At 52.3% G+C, this 24,731-nt stretch carries 14 protein-coding genes; 8 read left to right on the forward strand and 6 right to left on the reverse strand.

Features of this window, described 5'->3' with window-relative positions; all coding sequences use genetic code 11:
- Nucleotides 1-284: 284 nt before the first annotated feature.
- The 4 genes from ACAW87_RS09245 (at nucleotide 285) to ACAW87_RS09260 (ending at nucleotide 5,766) form a co-directional block, all read left to right on the forward strand.
- Nucleotides 285-2,816, forward strand: a complete 2,532-nt coding sequence (locus ACAW87_RS09245) for an ABC transporter permease (RefSeq protein WP_370723089.1) — start codon at nucleotides 285-287, stop codon at nucleotides 2,814-2,816.
- A gap of 96 nt (nucleotides 2,817-2,912) precedes the next feature.
- Nucleotides 2,913-3,704 carry a queuosine precursor transporter gene (locus tag ACAW87_RS09250; RefSeq protein ID WP_370723090.1) on the forward strand — a complete coding sequence of 264 codons (792 nt, stop codon included), beginning with the start codon at nucleotides 2,913-2,915 and terminating at the stop codon, nucleotides 3,702-3,704.
- A 117-nt stretch (nucleotides 3,705-3,821) separates the two neighbouring features.
- Nucleotides 3,822-4,532, forward strand: coding sequence for an HAD family hydrolase (locus tag ACAW87_RS09255; RefSeq protein ID WP_370723091.1), 711 nt, complete (start codon nucleotides 3,822-3,824; stop codon nucleotides 4,530-4,532).
- Nucleotides 4,533-4,617: 85 nt separating this feature from the next.
- A complete protein-coding gene (locus tag ACAW87_RS09260) occupies nucleotides 4,618-5,766 on the forward strand; it encodes a TIGR03364 family FAD-dependent oxidoreductase (protein ID WP_370723092.1) in 1,149 nt (382 codons plus the stop codon).
- Here the strand turns inward: ACAW87_RS09260 and ACAW87_RS09265 are convergent.
- The 5 genes from ACAW87_RS09265 to ACAW87_RS09285 form a co-directional block, all read right to left on the reverse strand.
- The gene (locus ACAW87_RS09265) at nucleotides 5,755-7,545 is read right to left on the reverse strand and encodes an ABC transporter ATP-binding protein (RefSeq protein WP_370723093.1); all 1,791 of its coding nucleotides are present in this window, start codon (nucleotides 7,543-7,545) and stop codon (nucleotides 5,755-5,757) included. The two genes, ACAW87_RS09260 and ACAW87_RS09265, sit on opposite strands and share 12 nt — an antisense overlap.
- Nucleotides 7,546-7,578: 33 nt before the next feature.
- The gene (locus tag ACAW87_RS09270) at nucleotides 7,579-9,495 is read right to left on the reverse strand and encodes a PAS domain-containing sensor histidine kinase (protein WP_370723094.1); all 1,917 of its coding nucleotides are present in this window, start codon (nucleotides 9,493-9,495) and stop codon (nucleotides 7,579-7,581) included.
- A 63-nt stretch (nucleotides 9,496-9,558) separates the two neighbouring features.
- Nucleotides 9,559-11,055: a flavin-containing monooxygenase gene (locus ACAW87_RS09275; protein WP_370723095.1), complete on the reverse strand. Its 1,497-nt coding sequence runs from the start codon at nucleotides 11,053-11,055 to the stop codon at nucleotides 9,559-9,561.
- Between the two features lie 214 nt (nucleotides 11,056-11,269).
- On the reverse strand, nucleotides 11,270-12,160 hold the full coding sequence (cysM, locus tag ACAW87_RS09280) for a cysteine synthase CysM (RefSeq protein ID WP_370723096.1): 891 nt from the start codon (nucleotides 12,158-12,160) through the stop codon (nucleotides 11,270-11,272).
- A gap of 142 nt (nucleotides 12,161-12,302) precedes the next feature.
- On the reverse strand, nucleotides 12,303-13,421 hold the full coding sequence (locus tag ACAW87_RS09285; protein ID WP_370723097.1) for an MBL fold metallo-hydrolase: 1,119 nt from the start codon (nucleotides 13,419-13,421) through the stop codon (nucleotides 12,303-12,305).
- Between the two features lie 146 nt (nucleotides 13,422-13,567).
- On the opposite strand from ACAW87_RS09285, the gene ACAW87_RS09290 reads away from it, so the two are divergent.
- The 4 genes from ACAW87_RS09290 (at nucleotide 13,568) to ACAW87_RS09305 (ending at nucleotide 20,029) form a co-directional block, all read left to right on the forward strand.
- Nucleotides 13,568-14,752 (forward strand): pyridoxal phosphate-dependent aminotransferase, encoded by a 1,185-nt coding sequence (locus ACAW87_RS09290; RefSeq protein WP_370723098.1) that lies wholly within the window; start codon nucleotides 13,568-13,570, stop codon nucleotides 14,750-14,752.
- Between the two features lie 139 nt (nucleotides 14,753-14,891).
- Nucleotides 14,892-16,463 carry a flavin monoamine oxidase family protein gene (locus tag ACAW87_RS09295; RefSeq protein ID WP_370723099.1) on the forward strand — a complete coding sequence of 524 codons (1,572 nt, stop codon included), beginning with the start codon at nucleotides 14,892-14,894 and terminating at the stop codon, nucleotides 16,461-16,463.
- Between the two features lie 39 nt (nucleotides 16,464-16,502).
- Complete coding sequence (locus ACAW87_RS09300) at nucleotides 16,503-17,501, forward strand: Hint domain-containing protein (RefSeq protein ID WP_370723100.1); 999 nt, start codon at nucleotides 16,503-16,505, stop codon at nucleotides 17,499-17,501.
- A 164-nt stretch (nucleotides 17,502-17,665) separates the two neighbouring features.
- Complete coding sequence (locus ACAW87_RS09305) at nucleotides 17,666-20,029, forward strand: efflux RND transporter permease subunit (RefSeq protein ID WP_370723101.1); 2,364 nt, start codon at nucleotides 17,666-17,668, stop codon at nucleotides 20,027-20,029.
- A gap of 5 nt (nucleotides 20,030-20,034) precedes the next feature.
- Here the strand turns inward: ACAW87_RS09305 and ACAW87_RS09310 are convergent, their stop codons facing one another.
- Nucleotides 20,035-24,684: a CheR family methyltransferase gene (locus ACAW87_RS09310; RefSeq protein WP_370723102.1), complete on the reverse strand. Its 4,650-nt coding sequence runs from the start codon at nucleotides 24,682-24,684 to the stop codon at nucleotides 20,035-20,037.
- Nucleotides 24,685-24,731: the final 47 nt, after the last annotated feature.

Consider the following 24,731-nt stretch of genomic DNA (forward strand, 5'->3'; position numbering starts at 1 on the left):
GCGCTGCTACTCAACCAACTCTCAGGGCTGGCGCGAGTATGTACTCGTGCCTTTCATGTGGCAAGCATCTGCTTGCACAGCGCGAAAGCGCAATACGGTAATGCAAGAATGAATAGCTAGCTAGATGAGTCACCAGCTACAATTGCCCATTCGCGCTGTGCAAGCGAATGCTTGCGACATTATAGGCACGAGCACATGCTCGCGCTAGCCCTTCAGTCACTATTCTGTTAATGAGCAGCGCAACCATAAACCACAGACTACAAACCACAAACTTCTCCCTTCCTATGAACTTTATTCTAAATACCGCCTGGCGGGATAGTCGGCGGAGCCGGTCGCGGCTGTTGCTGTTTATGTCGGCCATTGTGCTGGGGATTGCCGCGTTGGTTGCCATTAATTCGTTTGGCGATAATCTGGCTCGCAGCATCGATGAACAGGCGCAGGAACTGTTGGGCGCCGACCTGACCGTGACGGCGTCGAAAGCCCCTTCACAGAAAACAAAAAATCTGCTCGAAGGCATTGGTAACGAACGTAGCAGCGAAACGGCCTTTGCGTCGATGGTGCTGTTTCCGCGCACAAGCGGCGTAAGATTGGCGCAGGTGAAAGCGCTGGAAGGGCGTTTTCCGTACTATGGCACGTGGGACGTTGAGCCCGCCTCGGCTATTGCTCAATTCAGGACAAACAACGTACCTGTGGCCCTCGTCGATGATGCGTTATTGGTGCAGTTTGGCGCTAATGTGGGTGATTCGGTGCGCGTTGGCGAAGTGACGTTTCTGGTGGCGGGGCGAGTGCTGAAAACGCCCGGCGCTACCGCTGCTACTGCCGCCGTGGCACCCACCGTATTTGTACCGGCAACGTACCTGAACCAAACGGGTCTGGTGCAAAAAGGAAGCCGCGTCAATTACAAATACTACTACAAATTTGCGAAGACAACCGACGTACCTGCGCTGATAAAACGCCTTGAACCCACGCTCGACAAAGCAGGTCTGAATTCAGATACCGTGGAGGAGCGAAAACGACAGACGGGCCGCGCCTTCGCCGACCTTACCCGTTTCCTGAATTTGGTTTCTTTTGTGGCGCTGCTGTTAGGATGCGTAGGCGTAGCTAGTGCTGTGCAACTGTATGTAAAGGAGAAAATTACGTCGGTGGCGGTGTTGCGCACGTTAGGGGCCAGCGGCTGGCAGGCATTCCTGATCTTCCTCGTCCAAACGGCTATTATGGGGCTGGGCGGTGCCATACTGGGTGCTGCCCTGGGGTCGGTATTACAATGGCTGATGCCGATCGTTTTTGGCTCATTTCTGCCTGTCGACGTCAGTGTCAATCTCTCGTGGCCCGCTATTGGTCAGGGTATCATCACGGGCCTGATTATTGCGTTACTGTTTGCCGCCCTGCCACTGTTACTCATCCGCAAAGTGTCGCCGCTGCGCACGTTACGAGCCTCGCTCGAAGATGACGTATCGGGCCGCGATCCGTTACGGTGGCTGGTTTTCGGGCTCATTGCCTTGTTCGTGTTTGGCTTTGCCTATTGGCAAACCCGCGACTGGAAACTGGCTGGTGGTTTCACCGCCGGTATGGCCGTCAGCTTTCTGGTGCTGACGAGTATGGGCTTGCTGCTCATGGCCGTAGTGCGCCGATTCTTCCCGCGCTCGTGGAGTTTTGTGTGGCGGCAAAGTCTGGCCAATCTGTATCGTCCCCAGAATCAGACGCTTATCCTATTAGTGTCAATCGGATTAGGTGCTTTTCTGATCACGACCCTGTACCTCACTCAAACGCTGCTGCTGGGCCGGGTGCAGTTCTCGGCCAGTGGTGAGCAACCCAACATGGTGCTGTTCGATATTCAGCGCGAGCAAACGACGGGCGTGCGCGACCTGGTTAAACAGTCAGGCCTGCCGGTGATGCAACAGGTGCCCATCGTGACTATGCGACTGGAAACCATTAACGGACGCGGGTTGGCGGCTATTCGTAAGGACACGTCGCTCCATATTCCCGAGTGGGCGTTGAACCGCGAATACCGGGTTACCTACCGCGACTCGCTTATCTCGTCGGAGAAACTCAGTTCAGGTAAAGCACAGGCAATGACCGACGGTCGGTCCGGCGATCCGGTGCCGGCAGTGACCTTTGAAGATGATTTTATGAAGCGTTTACACCTGAAACTCGGCGACAAACTGACGTTTAACGTGCAGGGTGCCCTTATTGAAACTACTGTTGGCGGCACCCGGACCGTGGACTGGAACCGCGTGCAAACCAACTTCCTGGTCGTTTTCCCGAATGGCGTGCTCGAACAGGCTCCGCAGTTTAGCGTGCTGATGACGCGTGTGCCTAATACTGAGAAATCGGCCACGTTTCAGCGGGCACTGGTCAATAAATTCCCAAACGTGTCGGCCATCGATCTGGGTCTGATCCTGAAAACGCTCGACGATATTCTGAGCAAAATCTCGTTCGTGATCCGGTTCATGGCTTTGTTCAGTATCCTGACGGGCTTGCTCGTGCTGAGCAGCTCGGTAGTTATCAGCAAGTACCAACGTATGCAGGAAAGCGTGTTGCTGCGTACGCTGGGGGCCAGTCGCCGTCAGATCCTGCGCATCACGCTGGTTGAATACAGTCTGTTGGGTTTGCTGGCATCGCTATCGGGTATTTTGTTATCCGTGCTGGGTACGTGGGTGCTGGCCCATTATGTATTCGAGATGCCCTACGCGCCGAGCGTGTGGCCGTTGCTGATTGTGATTGGCACCGTCACCGGATTAACCATGTTGATCGGCTTGCTCAATAGCCGCGACGTACTGAATCGCCCACCACTGGAGGTGTTACGTTCCGAGTGATTTATTTTGATGGAATTCCGGGATGAACAGCGTTTATTTAGGCAACTTAGCATTGCAAATCCTGTTCATCCCGTCATCTTCTCGACTTAATCATCTATGCCATCTCACTCATTTACCAACAAAAGGACAAACCTCTATATTTTCCTCAGTGCGGTCTTTCTGGTCAATGCGATCATTGCCGAAATTATTGGCGTTAAGATCTTTTCGGGCGAAGCTACGCTAGGGTTAAAACCCGCTCAGATTCACCTGTTTGGGGACTTTATCCTCGATTTTAACCTTACTGCCGGGGCCGTTATCTGGCCGTTTGTGTTCATTACATCCGACATTATCAACGAGTATTTTGGCAAGGCGGGCGTTCGGCGCATCTCGTTTCTGACCGCCGGCTTCGTGGCCTACAGCTTCATCATTATTTATGCCGTAACCACCCTGCCACCGGCTCAATTCTGGCTCGATGTGAACGCGCAGGACGGGGCCGGTAATCCAATCAATATCAACAATGCCTTCCAGATGATTTTCCGGCAGGGGTTGGGCATTATCATTGGGTCGCTCACCGCTTTTCTGATCGGGCAAATTCTGGATGCGTCGGTGTTTCAATACCTGCGGAGTATTACGGGCAGTCGTAAAATCTGGTTGCGGGCTACGGGCTCAACGCTGGTGTCGCAACTGATCGATTCGTTTGTGGTGTTGGGCATCGCCTTCTATGTTTTCGGCAACTGGTCTATCGGGCAGGTTATTGCTGTAGGCATTATCAATTACCTCTACAAAGCAACCACCGCCATTCTGCTGACGCCCGTGCTGTATCTGGCTCATAACCTGATCGACAAGTACTTAGGAAAAGAGCACGCCGAAGAACTGGCCAACGAATCGGCCATGAGTTCGTTTATGTAGGCAGGTTGTCGGCCTGCCATCCAATCGAATTTAACAACTTCGTAACGTACCTGAGTTTTGGTTTTTGTAGGTTTGAGCCCGATTGATCCTAACTCAATCGAGCAACCCTTTCCTACTATGAAACCATACCAGTTAGTTGTTTTCGACATGGCGGGCACCACCGTGACCGATCAGCATGAGGTGGAGCAATGCTTTGCTCAGGCCGCTGTCGAAACAGGTTTATCGGTTAGCGCCGAGCGTATTCTGGCCATGCAGGGCCTGTCGAAACGGTTTGTGTTTGAAACACTCTGGGGTGAACTATTGGGAGCCGATTCGCCCGAACTGACAGCCCACGTTGATACGTCGTACCAGCGTTTTACGGAGGTGCTGGAAAACCACTACCTGACGCACGACATCACGCCAACAGAAGGTTGTCTGGAAACCTTTGCTTTTCTTCGCGAGCAGGGAATTGCCATTGCGCTGACTACGGGTTTCTACCGAAAAGTAACCGACATTATTCTAGGCAAGCTTGGCTGGCTCGAAGGCCTGAACGCCGGGTATGTTGGCACACCGCAAACGATTATTCAGGCGTCAATCGCATCAGACGAAGTGCCCAAGGGCCGTCCTGAGCCGCTAATGATTCAAAAAGCCATGCAGTTGCTGGGCATCACCAATCTCGAAGCGGTCGTTAATGTGGGCGATACGCCCTCCGATCTGTTGAGCGGTCAGGCGGCAGGTGTGGGGCTCAATCTAGGCGTCACCAACGGCACTCATTCCCGCGACCAACTGATTACGTACCCCCACCACCAACTCATCGGCTCACTGGCTGAAATACGGGACGTTATGTAATGTAGCACCGAAGCTCCAGCTTCGGTAGTCAAATGAAGCTAACTATCCCCCACTACCGAAGCTGGAGCTTCGGTGCTACAGCATCATGCCTTTCTACGACCTCATCATTATTGGCTCCGGTGCGTTGGGTACGTTTCATGCGTATCATGCGGCGCGGACGGGCAAACGAGTATTATTGCTCGAAAAAGATAACCGGCCACAGAGTGCCACCGTCCGTAATTTCGGGCAAGTGGTGCCTTCCGGCCTGTCGGGCAGGTGGTTCGAATATGGCCGACGAAGCCTGGAACTGTACCGCGAAATTCAGGCGGAGCACGAGATTACGGTCCGGCAAAACGGATCGATTTATGTGGCGTCTGATGACGATGAATGGACGCTCGCTAACGAACTTTTTGACCGTCGACGGGCCGAAAACTATCCGTGTGAGTTGCTTACGAAAGCCCAAACGTTGGCCCGTTATCCGATGCTTCGGCCCGATTACGTGCGCGGCGCGTTGCTTTTTCACGACGAGGTCAGCGTGGAACCCGACCGGATGATTCACCAGCTTATCGGGTACGTTCAACAAAAGTATGGGGTAACGTACCTGGCCAACGCCGCCGTAGTCGATTGCCAGTCAAATTACAACGGGGCGATTGTTACGCTTGCCAACAAAACCCGGTTTCAGGCAGAACAGGTGTTTATTTGTAGTGGTAGCGAGTTTCGGATGCTGTATCCCGATATTTTCGCCGACAGTGGTTTGATCGTGAGTAAGCTACAGATGCTGCAAACCGCGCCTATGCCTGCCCTCTCGATGCCTGGCAACATCCTGACCGGCCTGACCATTCGGCGCTACGAAGCCTTCGCGGAGTGCCCGTCTTTTGCGGCTATTCAAACGCCCGACCATCTGGCCGAGCTGAAAAAGTGGGGTATTCACGTGCTGTTCAAGCAAGCCGCCGACGGTTCGATTATTATTGGTGATTCGCACGAATACGCCCCCGCCACGCAGGTCGACGATCTTGGTTTTGACACCCACGATGCCATCGATGATCTGATTCTGGCCGAAGCTCGCCGCATCGTTACGTTCCCCGTCGATAAAATCGATCGGCGCTGGGCTGGTTTTTACGCGCAAACGCCCGCCGATATTTTCGAGTATTCAGTCAGCGACTACATTCATATCATCACGGGTATCGGTGGAAAAGGCATGACATCCAGCGCGGGCTATGCTGAAGCATCTGTGCAAACGAAGTTAAACCTCTAAATCAGGTGTTTCTAAGTCTATAATTTCCTGACCAACGGTTCTGCGTTCGCCGATTTGTTGCCGCCACATAGCGTAGTACAGGCCTTTCTGCGCCACCAGTTCGTTGTGGTTTCCTGTTTCAACGATCTTACCTTTTTCGAGCACAAAAATGGTGTTGGCGTGCAGAATGGTCGACAGGCGGTGGGCGATAAGAACGGTAATTTGCTCATTCAACGCCGATACGCTCCGTACTGTACGGGTAATTTCTTCTTCGGTCAGCGAATCGAGCGCAGAAGTAGCCTCGTCGAAAATCAACAGCCGCGGGCGGCGTACCAGGGCACGGGCAATAGACAGGCGCTGTTTTTCGCCGCCCGACATTTTAAGCCCTCCCTCGCCAATCTGGGTGTCGATGCCTTTTTCGGAACGGTTAATCAGATTGGTGCAGGCGGCTTTGTTGAGGGCATCGTACAACTCGGCGTCGGTGGCATCGGGTTTCACCAGCAACAGATTTTCTCGGATCGTACCTGCGAACAGATGCGTATCCTGCGTAACGAAGCCTATCTGCCGACGCATGGGGTTGAACCGAAGATCCTGTGTCGAAATGTCGTTGTAGTAAATTTCGCCGCCAACCGGTCGGTACAGACCCACCAGCAGTTTCACCATTGTGGATTTACCCGAGCCCGACGGACCAACAAAAGCAATGGTGTCGCCCAGCGACGCTTCGAACGAAACGCCATCAATGGCATTTTGCCCCGCGCCTTTATGCCGAAAAACCACGTCGGTAAACCGTAAATGCTCGATCGGGCCAACTTCGACAGACGATTCCGGATTGCGTTCGATTGGCTTTTCCATCAGTTGCGCAAAGTTGTTTAGCCCGGCTTCGGCTTCGCGATAGGCCAGAATAATGTTACCCAACTCCTGCAACGGATTGAAAATAGCCACTGAAATAAACTGCATGGAAATCAGCTCGCCGGTACTGAGCACGTTGCGAAAAATCAGCCAGAGCAGCGTAAAAAGTACCGACTGTTTTAATAGGTTGAGCGTGGTACTTTGCCAGAACGTGAGCAGACGTACCCGCTTCACTTTAGTCATTTCGAGCTCAAAAATGCGCGCCGTTTGGGTCTTAAGCCTTCGGATTTCAGAGAACGTCAGGCCGAGGCTTTTGATGAGTTCAACATTACGGAGCGATTCGGTGATGACGCCCGATAAAAGGGCTGTTTCGCGGTTAATAAACCGCTGCGTTGTTTTAATCTGTTTGCTGAGCATGCCGGTGAGGCCACCCAACAGAAGCACACCGATCAGAAAAACGGGAATCAGTGCCCAGTGTTTGGTCACGGCATACCAGATCAGAAAACCCATACCCACCACCGACGAAAAAAGGACGTTGACAAACGAGTTGACAAACTTTTCGGTGTCGGTACGCACTTTCTGGAGTACAGACAGGGTAACGCCGCTGCTTTGATCGCCAAATTCCTGATACGATAGCCGAAGCGTTTGCCGGAGACCATCGTTGAAAATGTCGATGCCAAACCTCTGTACGACCAGTCTGGTAAAATACTCCTGAAATGCCTTCGTGATGTTGGACAAAATCGCCACGCCAACGGCCAGTCCCAGCAGCCATAATACGCCATTGATCTTGTCCGAATCTGTTTTCTGACCGGGGTTTGTGGCGTATTCATCAATGAGTTTGCCGAAGATAATCGGGTCTATCAGGGCCAAGATTTGGGCTATACCTGCCAACGAAAGGGCTAAAGCTGCCAGCCAGCGATAGGGGTAGAGGTATTTCCAGAGAATGGGCACAGGTATTAGAAAACAGTTAAGTGAGACCGGTAATTAACCGGGTATGCGAATATTGAAGGTTGCTCCTTCGCCGGGTTTACTGGTGGCCGTGATGGTGCCGCCGTGGCTATCCACAACGCGTTTGCAGATGGCCAGCCCAACACCCGTACCGGCATACGATTTTTTGCCGTGTAAGCGCTGGAAGACCTGAAAGATACGATCGGCATATTTGGGTTCGAATCCAATACCGTTATCACTTATAGAAATGTAGTACCACATCCGCCCGTCTATCAGTTCCTGCTGACAGTCGATCTGAACATGAGGTTTGTAATTGACTTCGTTGGTGGCTGCCTGAAATTTCAGGGCGTTACTGAGCAGGTTTTGAAAGAGTTGCCGAAGCAAGGTAGGGTCGCCTGCTATAACGGGTAGCGGCGTTCGGTCAATGATGGCCTGTGTTTCCTGAATGCGTACCTCCAAATCCCCAAGTACATCGGTGAGTATCTGGTCCAGATCGACCGGTTGAAAAGGCTTACGGTTGGTGCTGATGCGAGAATAGGTGAGTAAGTCAGTAATCAGCAACGACATCCGGGTAGCGGCCGACTGCATCCGGGAAACGGCATCCTGCCCGAACTGATCCAGTTGTGCGCCGTATTGTTCACCGAGCAGGTCGCCAAAAGCCTGAATTTTTCGCAGGGGTTCCTGAAGATCATGGCTGGCCACGTAGGCGAATTGTTGCAGGCTGTCGTTCGAACGAAGCAATTCCTGATTCATCGCTTCGAGTTGCTGGCGATATAGTCGACTTTCGGTTACATCGACAAAAGAGGCAATGAACCCCTCGTTGAATTTAACCACCGATATCTGATACCACTGATCTCCATGTTGCCGCTCAAACTGAGTGGGCTCACCGGTCTCATAAACCCGAACGTACTCGGCATACATCGGGCCATTCTTGATGGTCGGGGTGATGCTAGTCAGTCGTTTTCCTACTAATTCGCTGAGCGGAAAGCCTAAACTGTCGGCCGCTGCCTGATTAGCCTGAAGAACTTCAAAATCGATCAGTTCCTCATTCTGATCGCGTACGGCTGTGAACAGAACAAACATGACCGGTAAATTAGACAGTAGGCTGTCTACAAGGTCTTTTTGTTGTTGCCGGTCTAGTTCGGCTTTTTTAATAGGCGTTATGTCCAGAAAAGACAACACGATATGGTCGTTTTCCCGAACGCCCTGCACTTCATACCAAATATCGAAATTATGCAGTGTGTAATGGTTATGCAAACGCAGGGTTTCGCCCGTTTCGGCGAGGTGAAGGTATGCCTTCCAAATAGCGGTCTGATCAATTCCGGGAAAGGCTTGCCGCATGGTCTTGCCAATCAACTCGTCGGCGCTTTTATTGACCATTCGTTCAGCCATTCGGTTCACGAACTCGTACCGAAAGTCAACCACAGCATGAGAAACCGGGTCGCGAACAATCGAATATAAGGCGATGGCAGTGAGGGCGTTATCGGTCACAAAGCGTAGACGATCAGTTTGTAACTGACTACTTTTCTCGGCCTGATAACGGTCTGTAACGTCGTTGTACGATACCAGTACCAGATCGCCAATTAAGGTTAGTGCGGTATCAAACTGCCGTAGACCACCTACGCCGGGTGTTTTGAGGGGCAGGATGAACCGGTCAGGAATGCCCGTATCTAAAACCCGAACTACCCGATCGAAAAGAGGAGACGCAATCAGATTGGGTGATAACGCGGTCAAGGATTTTCCTACCAGATCAGACAGAGACCTTTGGGCGTCGTCGGCCGCTACCCGGTTCAGCAGCATCACCCGCAGATCAGTAATGACTCCATCGGTCCGAATAGCCCCGTAAGCGGCCATGCCATTTAGCGATGCATCTAATACGTTCTGAATCAATGCCAATGAGGAAGACACTGACTCGCCGATAGAGTCGGGTGGCAACGGGGCCAATGGGTTCATAACGTTGGTTAAAACGCGGGGCTACAGATTTGCGTAACTGTAAATATACAAATTAACATGCAATCATAGTAAGCGAGTGTCCTCCAGTGTGTAGTCGGCTGTTTTAACCCGACGGGTTGCCTGTCTGTACCCAACAGTAAGGCCCGGCCACAGCGTTGTATTTTTTCCCCGGCTGTTCATATACCAGCTTCTACATCCCGACGCCCAAACGGTGCCAGCCAACTGTTGCTGAAGTTCTTCGTTATGGGTACGTTGCCGGTCGGGCTTTACATCCAAAGAAAATGTTGGGCCCGCTTTTTCCAACTTCTTAAGGTAATCGAGCAGGTAGTTGATCTGCGATTCGATCATGTGCACCACCGAGTTATGCCCCAGTCCGGTATTGGGTCCAAGCATAAACAGCAGGTTCGGAAAACCCGACACGGTGAGTCCATATAGCGCCTCAGCTCCGGTTGCTGCCCATTCGTCGAGCAGGTTTCGCCCGTTTCGCCCCACAATAGACTGGTTGAGATATACATCGGCAACCAGAAAACCGGTACCAAAAATGAGCGCATCGAACGGGTGTTCAGTGTCTTCCCGGCTTGCCGAACGGGTCCGAATACCGGTAGGCGTTACCGCCTCGATGGGGTCGGTGACGAGTGCTACGTTGGGCCGGTTAAGGGCGGGGTAATACGCGTTGGAAACCAGAATGCGTTTGCAGCCCAGTTTATAATTCGGCCAGACTTTACGCCGTAGTTCGGGGTCTTTGATGTGGTATTTGAGGTTGCTGAGCGCTGCTTTTGTGGCTAGTTTATTCAGTGTTTCGTTGCCTAAAAAAGCCAGGCCAAACAGTTCGTTCAGCCAGTAGTAGGCCGTTCTATGCAGTCGTTGTAGCCCCGGAATAGCGGTGAAAAAACTACGTTGACGAGCCGAATACGTTCGATTTCGGCGGGGGGTGACATACGGCGCTGTACGCTGGAAAATCGTTAGTTGTGCAGTTATTTTGGCAAGTTGGGGCACAATCTGAATGGCCGATGCGCCCGTTCCGATTACGGCTACGCGCTTGTCCTGAAGGTCATACTTGTGGTTCCATCGGGCCGAGTGAAACGTGGTGCCAGCAAACCTATCAAGGCCCGGTAGCTTTGGTATACTGGGCCGACTAAGTGGGCCGGTGGCGGCCACCACCACGCGGGCGGTCAGGGTAGTTCCCTGCCGGTCGGTCAGTTGCCAGTGGGCGTCTGCCTCCATCCAGCGCATATCTACTACTTCTGTATTGAACCGAATGTGATTACGCAAGGCAAACTGGTCTACACATCGCTGCAGATACTGCTGAATTTCGGGCTGTGATGCATACGCTTTCGACCAGTCGGGATTAGGTGCAAACGAGTACGAATACAAGTGTGAAGGTATATCGCAGGCACAGCCCGGGTACGTGTTCTCCCGCCAGGTGCCGCCCACGTCACTCGCCCGTTCGTAAACCACAAACGAAGTCCGGCCACTCGTTTTCAGCCGGATAGCAGCGCCCAAACCAGCAAAACCAGCGCCAATAATGGCTACTTGAACATCAGGATTAGATGGATACACAGATTAAAGTGGATTCTTAACGGGTACGCGGATTGAATGGGTACGCGGATGATGATGCTACGCGGATTAAGGGGATTTAAAAGGATTGACACGGATTTTTGGATTTAAGCGGATTCGTAGATATAGCAGAGCCAATCCCTTTAAATCCAAAAATCCGTGTCAATCCTTTTAAATCCCTTTAATCTGCGTACCCAAAAGAATCCGCGTACCATCATTACTCGAACAGGCCGGATGACAGGTAGCGATCGCCCCGGTCGCAGATGATACAGACAACAACAGCACCGTCGGCTTGTCCGGTTTCTTCCAGTTCGTCGATCAGGCGCAAGGCAGCATGTACACCGCCGCCACTGCTCATACCAGCAAAAACACCTTCTACACGGGCGAGATCGCGGGTCATCTGCGTGGCCTGCTCCTGAGAGACCTCCATGGTCCGGTCAACGCGTTTCGGATCGAAAATTTTGGGCAGGTATTCCGTTGGCCATTTCCGAATGCCGGGAATCGAAGAGCCGTCGGTGGGTTGGCAACCAATGATCTGCACGTTTGGGTTTTGTTCCTTCAGGAAACGCGACGTACCCATAATGGTGCCTGTAGTCCCCATCGACGCTACGAAGTGGGTAATCGTTCCGGCCGTGTCGCGCCAGATTTCGGGACCAGTGGTACGGTAATGAGCCAAGTAGTTGTCGGGGTTGGCAAACTGGTTCACCAGCAAAAATTCACCAGTAGCCGCTTTTGCTTCCACGTAATCGCGGCCCGCTTCAATGGTTTCCGTCAGGGTTACTTTGGCACCAAACGCTTCCATTGTCTGCACCCGTTCTTTTGTTGAATTGGCCGGTAAAGCCAGTTCAATTTCGATGTCGAAGAGGCGGGCAATCATGGCCAGGGCAATGCCTGTGTTACCACTTGTGGCTTCAATCAGCTTCATCCCTGGCTTCCACTCGCCCCGATCAATGTAGCCCCGAATCATGCTGTAAGCCGCCCGATCTTTCACGCTACCCCCCGGATTATTGCCTTCGAGCTTTCCGTATAGTTTGACTTTGGTGCTGGTATTCAGTCGATTGAGTTCAACCAGTGGCGTATTGCCAACCAGTTCAAGAAGAGTTGCCATGATCAGTTGTCAGTTATCAGTAAACAGTTATCAGTGATCAATTATCAGCGTTGCTACTGAAAAGCTCTCCTTGCGGGCAGGCTATACTTAAGCAACGCTGATAACTGATCATTGATAACTGTTTACTGATAACTGACAACTGTCAATTGATAATTCCCTCCCACCAGCGGGTATTGGGCAAGGGTTGGTTTAAGATCACCGGTTCGCCGATGCGGGGCGTGGTCAGGGTGAAGGCGTCGGTGGGGGTGACAGACTGGGTTAGCTGCTGTATGGGTTCGCGCCAGGGATGGAAAGCGAGCGCGAATTTAGCCCAGTGAACAGGCAGCAATACCCTGGTTTTCAGGTCGCGGGCCGCCACAGCTACTTCGTTCGGAAACATATGAATCGTTGGCCAGTCGCGTCCGTACTGTCCACATTCGAGCATCGCCAGATCGAACGGGCCGTATTGTTCACCAATGGTTTTGAAGTGCGGGCCATACCCCGAATCGCCACCCAGGAAAATACGTTTTGCGTTGATATCCAGCACATAGGCACTCCAAAGTGAACCGCCCCGTTTAAGGCCCCGACCCGAAAAATGGCGGGCTGGAACGGCCGTCAGTGCTAGTCCTTCGGTAATGGTCACGTTCTCGCTCCAGTCGAGTTCGCTGATGCGGGTGGGATCGTAGCCCCAGCGCTCCAGATGGGCACCTACGCCCAGCGGAACCACCACACGCGTAACCCGGTCGCGTAGGGCGATTAGCGTGCTGTAGTCGAGGTGATCGTAGTGATCGTGGGTGATCACCAATACATCGATCCTGGGCATTTGAGCGGCGGTATAGACGTTGGAACCGGGAAATGATTTGCCGAAAAAAGAAACCGGCGACGCATAGCCGCTCAGCACCGGATCGACCAGGACGGTAATGCCATCCGATTTGATCAGGTACGACGAATGGCCGAACCAGACCACCGACGTACCTGTGGCAGGCAACGTGTTGAGGTCGGTTTGAACCGAAGGCAACGCATTGGTTGGTTCCACATCGGCGGGCTTGCTGAAATTATCTTTTAACATGACCAGATACGACGCGTCTCGGCGCATGACATCGGTTTGTTCAATGTTCTGAAAAGAACCATCCCGGTAATTTTTTGACTGCTGAATCCGGGCTAGTCGGTTACCTGATGCTGATGTGCCAAAGGGAGCCGTTTGCAGGAAAGCCCAGGCACCGGCTGCTATAAGAAGAAGTAGTATAACGAAGTAGAAGAACATTTTTTTCAGGCGTTTCATGAATGCGAAGGTAGGCAGGATTGGTTTGTGCACGGTGAGGTCTAATCCCCTCTAATTTTTGTGTAAATTTGTTTTTGCGCGCTTTGTCAGCCCTTCATCATCAATAATCAAACTATTCTATTGGAATAATTAAGTTTTACAAAATTATGTCACACGTCATCAACCGTCGTACCTGGATTCGGTCAGCAGGTTTGCTCAGTGCTGGTCTGGGTTTAAGCCGTTGGCAGGAAGCCCGCGCAGATTTTATACCTGAATCGGTAGCCGCCGAGCAACGTTTGTTTGGGGAATTTGCCCAGTTGAACAACTTGCCGCCCGATACCATGCCCACCCTGAAAGCGCGGTTGTTTGCCAACGAAAACCCTTACGGAATTTCGACCACAGCGAAGGAGGCGCTTAACAAAGCCACCGCGCTGGGTAATCGGTATGCCTGGATGGAGTTTGCGCAGCTGAAAGCGTTGATTGCCAAAGAAGAAGGCGTAGCGGCAAAAAACATTCTAATAACCCCCGGCTCGTCAGACGTGTTGATGGCAGGAGCTGCTTATTACTCGCAGAAAGGGCCCATTCTGACTTGCCGCCCCACCTATGATGATTTGCTGGAGCGCGCCACGGCCATGAAAGGGCAAATACTTACTGTACCCGCCACGGCTGGCATGGGCTATGACCTGGCCGCGCTGAAAGCGAAAGCCCTCAGCACGCCGGGCCTCTCGATGGTATACATCGTGAATCCCAATAACCCCACCGGAACCATTGTACCACCCGCCGAACTGGCACAGTTTTGCCGCGATGTGGCTCCCACCGTGCCCGTTTTTATCGATGAAGCGTATATCGATTTCCTGGAACCGGCCGACCGGCCCATGCTGGGTAAACTGATTGCCGATGGCCTCGATGTGATACTGGCGCGGACCTTCTCAAAAATTCATGGCTTTGCCGGGTTGCGCCTTGGGTACGTGATGGCCCAGCCCAAAACGCTGCAACTGCTGAAACCTTTTACCAATGGTGAATTTGCGGTCAGCATCACCACCCTCATGAGTGGTATTGCCAGTTACCAGGATCAGGCGTGGCAAACATACTGCCGGACCGAAAATACCAAAGCCCGTGACTATACCATGAAGGCGCTGAAAGGCCTTGGCTACGAGCCCATCCCGTCATTCGCCAACTTTATTCTGTTTCCGATAAAGATGAAAACCAAGGCGTTTGAAGGGCAAATGTTTGCGCAGGGAGTAGGGATACAAACGCGCGAAATAGACAAACAGCCCTATTGCCGCGTCAGCATCGGTACGCAGGCCGAAATGGAGATTTTCGTTGGTGCATTTAAAAAAGTTGTGGGATAAAGGAGGAAGGGGAGGAGGGAGGAAAGGGAGAAGGGGGGCGCTCTGCTTGACACGGTTGAACATCAGCGAAGCTCCCTTCTCCCTTTCCTCCCTTTCCTCCTTTATACTTTCCCCCACTCCTCTCTGATTCCTCTTCATTATGACCAGACGTGACTTCATCAATTCAACATCAGCCAGTTATGCATCGTTATTGGCCTGGGGCCTGTTGGCTCCCGCCCCGGCCGAATCCTTTAACCTACCCGCCAATGGTGCGCTAACCGACCCAGCCACCGGTAACGTGGCGGGGCGAAAAGTAGTGGTGCTGGGCGCTGGACTAGCCGGGCTGGCCACCGCCTGGGAATTGGGCAAACTTGGCTACGATTGCACGGTGCTCGAAGCCCGTAACCGGTCGGGTGGGCGTGTGTGGACCGTTCGCGGAGGTACGTCGGAGACCGAGATTGATGGAGCGCCCCAAACCTGCCGTTTCGACGATGGGTATTACTTCAACGGTGGTGCTGCCCGGATTCCGCACCATCATCAGCTCACGTTGCAGTATTGCCGGGAACTGGGTGTACCGCTCGAAATTTTCAACGGCAATAACGAAGCGGCTTACCTCTTCAACGACGGCGGTACGGGGCCCTTCGCCAACCGCCGCATCCGGATAAAGGAATATCACAACGACATGCGCGGCTACACAGCCGAACTGCTGGCCAAATCGCTCGATCAGGGCTCGTTAGATCAGCAGTTGACGAAAGAAGACATTGAGAAGCTGGTCGACTACCTGAAAAACGAAGGCGACCTCAACACGGCCCATTTGTATAAAGGCACTAACCGGCGCGGCTATAAGATGGAGCCCGGTGCGGGTACGATGGCCGGTACGGTGAACGACCCTTATGGATTAACCGATATACTTCGGTCGGGATTCATGCAACCCGTTTTTTATAACGTCGGCGATTACATCTATGAACAACAAACTACGCTGCTTCAGCCCGTTGGGGGCATGGATGCTATTCCAAAAGCGTTTGAAAAGAAACTGGCGGGCAAAATCCAGTTCAATGCCCCTGTGACCGAACTCCGCAAAACAGAGAATGGCGTACGGGTGGTGTACCAGAAAAACGGCAAGCCAACTGAATTGCTCGCCGAATTTTGTGTGTGTACGTTACCACTTCCGGTCCTAAAAAACATTCAGTCTGATCTGGCCGGATCTGTACAACGCGCGGCTGACTTTGTGCCCTACATCAAAACGGGTAAGATCGGGTTGCAATTCAAGCGGCGGTTTTGGGAAGAAGAAGACGGTATCTACGGGGGCATTTCGCGGACTAATCAGGATATCAACCAGATCTGGTATCCGTCGTTTGGTTTTCAGAAGCCTAAGGGGGTATTGATCGGTTACTATAATTTCTACAGTCGTGCTGAAGTGGTAGGTACGTTACCTGTTGCCGAACGGCAGAAACTGGCACTGGAGCAGGGTCGAAAAATACATCCGCAATACGATACCGAGTTCGAAAACTCGTTCTCGCTCGCCTGGCATCGTATTCCGTATTCGGGAGGTGGATGGGCAGTGTATGACGATGCTATCCGGCGCAAACAATATGCAGCCCTACTTGAACCTGATGGCCCTATTTACTTTGCCGGCGAACACACCACGTACCTGACAGCCTGGATGGCCGGGGCCCTCACCTCGGCCCGCCGCGCCGTAACCGCCATTCATGACCGCGTCGGAAAAGCGTAAACAGAAGACAAAATTTTCAACCAGAATAAACCAACTTTTATGAAACGTACATTGCCTTACTTATTCTTCCTGGCTTCGGCCTTCCTGACTAGTTTTTTTGCCCAGCGCGTGATGGCGCAAACAGCCGCTCCGGGCGTGCTGACCGCTGAACAGGCAACCGCGTTGAAGGCGCTGAAAATTAGTAATCTGGAGAAAGATACGTATGTGAAATCGGGCGGCTTCATTCTGGAGCGTTACGAAGACAAACCTGCTTACGTGTTTAATTACAGCGACGGCATTACCCGGAAAATTTACCTGTATAAAGTATACGCCGCTGCCGATACGAAAGACCTGGGCTTGCTCGCCATTTACCAGAACGCCAAAACCAATGACCTGAAATCGTTTGTGGTGCCCGGTGCCGCTGCCGACCGCAAAGCGTGGGACCTTTACCTGGACGATATGAAATACGTGGGCGAAAAAGAGCCGGGTCTGATGCCTGCGCTGACGTTTGTGTTGAGTCGTGAGATGGCTAATATCATGGCTGGCGGCGCCGGAAAAACCGAAGAGGGCGGGGAGAAAAAGAAAGAAGAATACAACTTCTGCTTTGGCCCTGAATCTCTGGTTACCATGCTCGACGGTAGTTCGAAAGCCATTGCCGAGGTGCGCGAAGGTGATCTGGTGATGAGTTATGACGCAATGGCACAAACGGTGGTTGCCAACGCGGTTACGGCGCTGATGGCCCATCCACTACCCGCCGAAACCACGTTGGTCGGCATCTGGACGGTGCCTACCCACGAACTGACCGCCAGCATATCGATGATGCCTGCTCCGGCTCAATTGCTTGAAGCCACCGCCAATCACCCCATTTTAACGGCCACCGGTCGAAAAGCACTGAGCGATGTGGCCGTTGGTGAGCTGGTATACCGCTGCGAAAACGGGGTAACGTACCCAGCCCGCGTGGTTCGTACGGGTAGCACCGGCCGCGCCGCAACGGTATATAGCCTGAATACCGAAAAAGGGAACTACGTCGTGGCTGGCACCGTAGTGCTCGATAAGTAACACGGGCTTCAGCCCGTACCCGACGCATAAAACCTCGCTGTTGACCCACTAGATTGGGCAAACAGCGGGGTTTTTGCGTTGAAAACGGGCTGAAGCCCGTGGTACGGTCAGCCGAGTCGGGTAGTTTTGGCTAACTTGCCGCCTCTTCCGCCACTTGTTCTTTCATGATCTGGACCCGTATTTCTCTCTACATACTTGCTAACCGGCGGCTGTTGCTGGGGCTTATTTTACTGGCAACCGTATTCATGGGCTATCAGGCCTCAAGAGTAAAACTCTCCTACGAATTTGCCAAAATTTTGCCCACCAGCGATCCTGACTATGCCACTTACGAGTCGTTTAAAGCCCGCTTTGGCGAAGATGGCAATGTCATGGTTATCGGGGCCGAAACCGATTCGATGTACCAACTCGCCTATTTCCGCGATTGGCAGGCACTCAACAAACAGATCAAACAGATTGATGGCATTCGGGATGTGGTGTCGAACGCGGGGCTCTATGCGATTAAGCTCAACGACAGTACCGACAAGTTTGCCTTTCAGCCACTCGTTGCGGGTACGGTTCAAACACAGTCGCAGGCAGATAGCCTGAAACTGGCCATTGGTCGCCTGCCTTTTTATCAGGGTTTGGTGACCGATTCATCGGGCCGCTCGCATTTAATGGCCGTTTCGTTCGACCAGAAAAAGCTGAACACCAGAGGGCGTATTGTTACTGTTCGCGAGATTGAGAAACTGGTGAATACGTTTGGCGAACAGCATAACACGGTGATGCACCTGTCGGGGTTGCCCTATATCCGTACGGCATTTACGGCGAAGGTTAGCAATGAAATGGCCTTGTTTATCGGGCTGGCCTTTGCAGTCACGGCACTGATTCTGCTTTTCTTTTTCCGTTCGCCAACGGTGGTGGGTATTGCTATGTCGGTGGTGATGGTGGGTGTGGTGTGGGCTGTGGGCTACATCTTCCTGTTTGGCTATACCATCACTATTCTGTCGGGACTGATTCCGCCGCTGATTATTGTGATTGGGGTGCCAAACGCTATTTTCCTGCTCAATCGCTACCACGATGAACTGAATAAACCCGGCCGATCGCAAAAAGAAGCATTGGCCGTGGCTACGGCTAAGGTGGGGGAGACCACGTTCTTTGCCAACGTGACTACGTCGATCGGCTTTTTCGTTTTTTACTTCACCAACAGCCCGCTCTTACTCGAATTTGGTTTGGTGGCGGCGTTGGGTGTCATGACCACCTACGCTACTTCGCTCATCCTGATTCCGATCGCGTTCAGCTACCTGCCTGTTCCGTCGGTGAAGCAGCGAGGTCACCTGGATAGTCCGTTGCTAACGCGTTTTCTGGCCTGGGTCGATCGACTGGTTCATACACGGCGAACGGCTATTTACACCTTCGTTGGGCTTTTTGCGCTGGCCGGCATTGTAGGCATGAGCCTGATCAAAGCAGTTGGGTACGTGGTAGATGATCTGCCCAAAAACGATCCGATCTACACCGATCTTAAGTATTTCGAGAAAGCATACCGGGGTGTGTTGCCCTTCGAGGTGAGCATCGATGCCGGTCGGCCGGGACGGGTATTATCTCCGCAAACACTGACCAAGATCCGGTTGTTGCAGCGAGAGTTTGCGCAATACCCGGAATTTGCCCGGCCCTTATCGGTGGTTGAGGCGGTGAAGTTTTTCTATCAGGCCTACCGGGGTGGCGAGCCGAGCTACTACATTCTGCCCCCTGCGCTCGAAATGGCCAAACTGCAACGCTATACCGGGCAAATGGGCAGTGGAACGTCGCGCAAAGGGTCAGTCAGTCTGGCCGCCTACGTCGATTCGACCCGTCAGTTTACGCGGGTGAGTTTTCAGGTGGCCGATGTAGGTACGGCCCGCCTCCGCGAACTAATCGGAACGCTGCAACCCCGCGCCGATTCGCTTTTTAATTTCGACCGTGAAAGTGGTCAATTCGTGCCCCCCGCCGATAGGTACGTGGTGAAGCTAACGGGCAACAGCGTGGTATTTACGCGCGGTAACGAGTACCTGCTCAGGAACCTGGCCGAGAGTACGTTGCTGGCGTTTGTGCTGGTGTCGGCTATCCTTATTCTGTTGCTTCGCGATGTCAGATTGAGTCTTGTTGCCATTCTGCCCAGCGCGGTGCCGCTGCTGGTTACGGCGGGGTTAATGGGCTATTTCGGCATCAACCTAAAACCGTCGACGATCCTGATTTTCAGCATTGCCTTTGGTATTTCGTCGGACGGGACCATCTATTTTGTCAGCAAATACCGGGATGAACTGCGGCACGGAGCAAGCGTATCTGAGGCCATTTCGCGCACCATTCGGCAAACGGGAGTCAGTATGGTGTATACGGCGTTTATTTTGTTTGCCGGTTTTGCCATTTTCGCAGCTTCCACGTTTCAGGGCACGGTTTCGCTCGGTATTCTGGTTTCCATCACGCTGCTGATGGGCATGACCTCTAATCTGGTGCTGCTCCCCGCCTTTCTGATGACCGTCTACGAGCGCCGTAAAAAGAAAGCAGTAGCCTAGCTCGCCTACTCGCCAACACTGTTATGGTATGTTTGGGGCAGTTCTACCTGAATAGAGGTGCCTTCACCGGGTTGACTTTCTACCGTGATGGTGGCGTTGAGCAGATTACACAACCGTTTGACGATGAACAGCCCGATGCCTTCACCTGACGAAGACGTTGAAGCGCCGTTCTGGTTGGTCAGTTGGTCAATGTCGGCGTCGGGAGTAGCAACAAGCATGGCCACTAATGGCATAGGTAGACCCGGCCCGGTGTCTTGCACACTAAAGATCCAGGAATTAGTCTCATTATGCTGTTTCCAGCTTACATTCACACCGCCCTCTCTGGTATACTTCAACGCATTCAAAAGCAGATTCTGGGCAATACGGCCAATCTTGACTACATCGCCCTGCACGGGTAATGTGTCTGGGCCAACGCCCCGTAGAAAAAGTTGTTTTTCGCCAGCCATTGGTTGCAGACCGGCTACTAGTTCGCGCAACAGATCGGAGGCATCGAACGCGCCGTCAATAAATTGCTCCTGACCAGACTCCAGCCGTGAATAATCGAGCAGTTGGGTCAGTATTTGGGTTACCTGCCGCAGGTTACGTTGAAGCATAGACAGCATTTCGGTCCGTTCTTCCTGCGTGTCCATCTCGTTGAGCAACGATGCTGCGCCTTCAATGACGCCGAAACTACCCCTTAGGTCGTGGGAGGTAGCTCGTAAAAATTCACCCCGCTGCTGAATATGTTCGCGCATACCTTCCAGCGATTGCAGCATCTTATCAGACCGTTCCAGCTCGCGTAGCCACGACACATGCTGTTGTTCTGCCTGTTTCAGGGCGGTAATATCCAGGCCGGTCACCACTACGCCGTCGTCATGTTTGCTGAGCGAGAGAGCTAGCCAATGATCGGTTCCGTTCTGAACGGTGTGGCGTTCTTCGTAGACGGTTTCTTTGGTTATCAGTACGTGCAGGAGATTGTTGAAGGTGTTGTTGAACCAGAAAAAATTGCTGACCAACGTGACCGAAGTGCCAATTAGTTCAGCCGATGAATGCCCTGTTAGCTCCACAAATTTCTGGTTGCAGGCCGATAGCGTGAAATCAACGACTTCGTTTTTCTCGTTCCGTCTTGCTTTCAACAAACCAATGGAGGCGGGAGAACTGTCGAGAACAGCTTGCAGACTGTCGACCGTTTTTCGTACCTGCTTTTCGGCATCTTTGCGGTCGGTGATATCCAGTACCGTCACCACGAGGCCGTTTGCGTCTATCTGCCGGGTTATAAAAAAGGCGTAGCATCCTGGCGAAGGGCGGTCGAGGTTCCGTTCCTGATAAACGGATTTACCGGTAGTAAGCACCTCCAGATACTGATCGAAAAGGCCACTGGTGAGCGACTCAGGATGAGCTTCCAGCAAGGTACGGTTGATAATATCGCCCGAGGTTTGCCCAGTCATGCTTAGCGCCGATGCATTGAAGACCGATGTGCTGAAATCGATTGGCTGACCGTCGGCGTTGCGAATCACATCCATCATGGTGATACTGGCCGGAATGCCATTGATCACGCTCTGAAGCCGATCGGCGGTTTGTTGTAGTTCCCGGTTGGCCTGTTCTAACCGGGCGTTGGCTTCGGCCCATTGCCGGGTACGTTGCTGCACCCGCAGGTCTAGTTCCTGGTTCAGGGTTTTTTGAAGGTGTACTTCCAGGCTGGTACCGATGTAGCCAACAAAATGGCCCTCGGTGCTGTATTGTGGCCGTGCGTTGACCAGCATCCAACGGTATTCGCCATCCTGCCGTTGCATGCGAAGTTCGGTACTAAACGGCTGTCGGCGCATGAAATGGGTGGCATACGTAGACAGGTACGTGTCTTTATCGTCGTCGTGTACGTTCACCGCAAGTGACTGACCAATCACAAATTCGGGCTGGTTGCCCGTGAACTCGAGCCAGGCACGGTTGACGAAGCTAAAGGTAGCATCGATTGTAGACACCCAAACGAGCGTGGGCGCATTGTCCATCAATTCGCGGAACCAGGCTTGTCGTTCTTCCAGCAGGCGCTGAGCCCGTCGGTGGTCGGTAATGTCTTCAATGGCCAGTAACACTACTTCGCGCTGATGTTGCACCACTTTGCGGGCATTGAGTCGCATTACCTTTTCGCCAATCTCCGGAAACGTATGCGTTACCTCATAGGCCTGTACATGGGCATTCTGCGTAATCACACTTTCCAGCAGTTGCCGTAGTTGTGGAATATTCCATTGCCGATTACCCAGTTCGTAAATAAGGCGGCTCTCGGTATCTTCCTGACGGACTCGAAAAATGGTGTAAAAAGCCTTATTCGCTGATTTAACGCTTAAATCCTTATCCAGAATAATAGTGGCTTCGCTGATGGTATCGAAAATGGCTTCGGCGTATCCGTAGGCTTCGGTCAGTTGATCATTGCGTTGCTGTAATTCCTGGTTGATCGTCAGCAGTTCTTCATTGGTCGATTCAATTTCTTCTTTGCTGGTTTCGAGCTCTTCATTAATGCTTTGCAGTTCTTCATTACTACTCACAATTTCTTCGTTGGCCGATTGTAGCTCTTCGTTCGAGGCTTCTTTCTCCTCAATGATCGAGTGCATGTCTTCGCGCAGGCTGGCCAGTTCCTCTTCCAGTTGCTGGATTCGGGCGTTGCGCATGGTCTCTGTTCCGCTTTCGGGTATAACGGTCGCTACTTCTTCTGAAAAAAGAATCAGAAAGAGTCTGGTTTCGCCTTCACCAGACAGCGGTACGGCCTCAATGGCAATCTGATGGGGCCTGCCGCTGACTGAGACCATTAACCCGCCTTTCTGTACAGTCAGGCCCGTTTTTTGGGCTTTGTGTACGGCATTACGCAACTCAAACGCCAGTGGCGGCCTGGCCATCTTGAGCAAATTAAGACTGGCTTTGCCCGGAGCTGGTTCCAGAAAAAGACCGGTCGACCCTCTGAACTGAAGTATTTCAAGGTCCTGATCAACCACCACAGAGGCCGGGACGTATTGGGTTAGCAATACGTTTTCAACGACTTTGTTTAAATCGTTACTAGTCGATTTTAGCGAATATCCTTTCTTTTCCATGTCGTCTATTCGCTCTGTCTGAAGGCGATGCGTACTGATCCGGCTGCCATGCCGATCAAATGAGTTTATACCAAAGGGAACACTATTATCATCATTTCTGCGAGCATATACCCGGTAGTTTTTATCTATTGCCGTAAATAGGGTTGGTGCGGCACTAACCGTCTCTGACTTTCCCAGCAGTAAAAACCCGTTAGGCTTCAGGGCATAATGGAAGGTAGAAAACGCTTTTCGCTGAAGAACACCATCCAGATAAATCAGCAGATTACGACAACTAATGAGGTCGAGCCGGGAAAAAGGCGGGTCTTTAAACAGGTTGTGGGGTGCAAATACGCACAGATCACGAATCGATTTATGAATGCGATACTGATCATCTATTTTGGTGAAGAAACGGTGAAGGCGCTTGGGTGACAGATCCAGTACCTCGCTTTTGGTATAGATACCCTGCCGGGCTTTGGTGATAGCTGGCTCGCTGAGGTCGGTAGCAAAGATATGAATAGGTGGATTTGCCGTGTTTTCGCCAATCAGTTCCAGCAGCATAATAGCCAATGTATAAGCCTCCTGTCCGGTAGAACAAGCCGGAATCCAGATTCGTAACGGTTCACGCGCCGACATGGCCTTCACCAGTTGCGGCAGCACTTCCTTGGCCATATATTTCATAGCCTCGGTATCCCGGAAAAAAGCCGTTACGTTGATCAGAAGGTCATTATACAGGATGTTGGCCTCGGTGGGGTGTTCCTGCAAATACCGGGTATACTCGGCCAGGGTAGCCAGTTTGTAGAGTAGCATACGCCGAATGATGCGCCGCCGTATGGTCGTAATTTTATACTGGGTAAAGTCAACGCCAACGGTTTTTCGTACAAACTGAATGATGGTTTGAATCTCCTTGTCTGTATCAGGGTCGTCGGGTTTAGAATCTGCCCTTGCCAGTGCTAACGCTAGTGCCAGTGCATCCTCGTCTTCATTTTCGTTGGCGGCTTCGGCGGTTTGCTTGAAAACATCGGTCCGCTGGCTTAAACGCAACAACTCATCGGCCATCTCTTTGGGCGACAGCACCAGATCAACTGCTCCTTCGGCAATGGCTGCCTTGGGCATTGTTTGAAACATGGCCGTTTCGTCCTGCGCAATGGCAATGCCTCCGGCTACTTTAATCGCTGTTAGTCCAAGCGTGCCGTCAGTGGCCATTCCCGACAGAAGAATAGCAATGGCACCCGCTTTCTGCCGTTCAGACAGGGATATGAAAAACCGGTCGATGGGCATATGAATAGCCCGTTGTCGTGGCATGAGCAGCAATTTCCCGTCCATGACCTCCATCTCCTGATTAGGTGGAATGATGTAGACATGGTTGGGCTCAATGGCCATCAGATTAGCCGCTCTGACTACGGTCATGCTGGTTGCTGTGCTCAGAATAGTGTCGAGCTTACTGTCATGATCGGGGTTTAGGTGTTGCACATACACGTAGGCAAAACCCGTTGTGGGCGATAGGTGCCCCAATAAATCAGTAATGGCTTCCTGCCCCCCGGCCGACCCGCCAATGGCTACAACAGGCGTGTAAGTGGATGGTGAAACGGTAACTTCAGACGGTAGACTAGGCGGCATTACACGAAATTATGAGGCTCAGACGGATTGTCATTTCAGTAAAAATA

The organism is Fibrella aquatica (genome assembly GCF_041321135.1).
GTDB classification, from domain to species: domain Bacteria; phylum Bacteroidota; class Bacteroidia; order Cytophagales; family Spirosomataceae; genus Fibrella; species Fibrella aquatica.

Coding starts and splice junctions, on each gene's coding strand:
- ACAW87_RS09260 (WP_370723092.1), top strand. CDS start 4,618: ATGCCTTTCTACGACCTCATCATTATTGGCTCCGGTGCGTTGGGTACG.
- ACAW87_RS09295 (WP_370723099.1), top strand. CDS start 14,892: ATGACCAGACGTGACTTCATCAATTCAACATCAGCCAGTTATGCATCG.
- ACAW87_RS09255 (WP_370723091.1), top strand. CDS start 3,822: ATGAAACCATACCAGTTAGTTGTTTTCGACATGGCGGGCACCACCGTG.
- ACAW87_RS09285 (WP_370723097.1), bottom strand. CDS start 13,421: ATGAAACGCCTGAAAAAAATGTTCTTCTACTTCGTTATACTACTTCTT.
- ACAW87_RS09305 (WP_370723101.1), top strand. CDS start 17,666: ATGATCTGGACCCGTATTTCTCTCTACATACTTGCTAACCGGCGGCTG.
- ACAW87_RS09250 (WP_370723090.1), top strand. CDS start 2,913: ATGCCATCTCACTCATTTACCAACAAAAGGACAAACCTCTATATTTTC.
- ACAW87_RS09245 (WP_370723089.1), top strand. CDS start 285: ATGAACTTTATTCTAAATACCGCCTGGCGGGATAGTCGGCGGAGCCGG.
- ACAW87_RS09270 (WP_370723094.1), bottom strand. CDS start 9,495: ATGAACCCATTGGCCCCGTTGCCACCCGACTCTATCGGCGAGTCAGTG.
- cysM (WP_370723096.1), bottom strand. CDS start 12,160: ATGGCAACTCTTCTTGAACTGGTTGGCAATACGCCACTGGTTGAACTC.
- ACAW87_RS09290 (WP_370723098.1), top strand. CDS start 13,568: ATGTCACACGTCATCAACCGTCGTACCTGGATTCGGTCAGCAGGTTTG.
- ACAW87_RS09300 (WP_370723100.1), top strand. CDS start 16,503: ATGAAACGTACATTGCCTTACTTATTCTTCCTGGCTTCGGCCTTCCTG.
- ACAW87_RS09310 (WP_370723102.1), bottom strand. CDS start 24,684: ATGCCGCCTAGTCTACCGTCTGAAGTTACCGTTTCACCATCCACTTAC.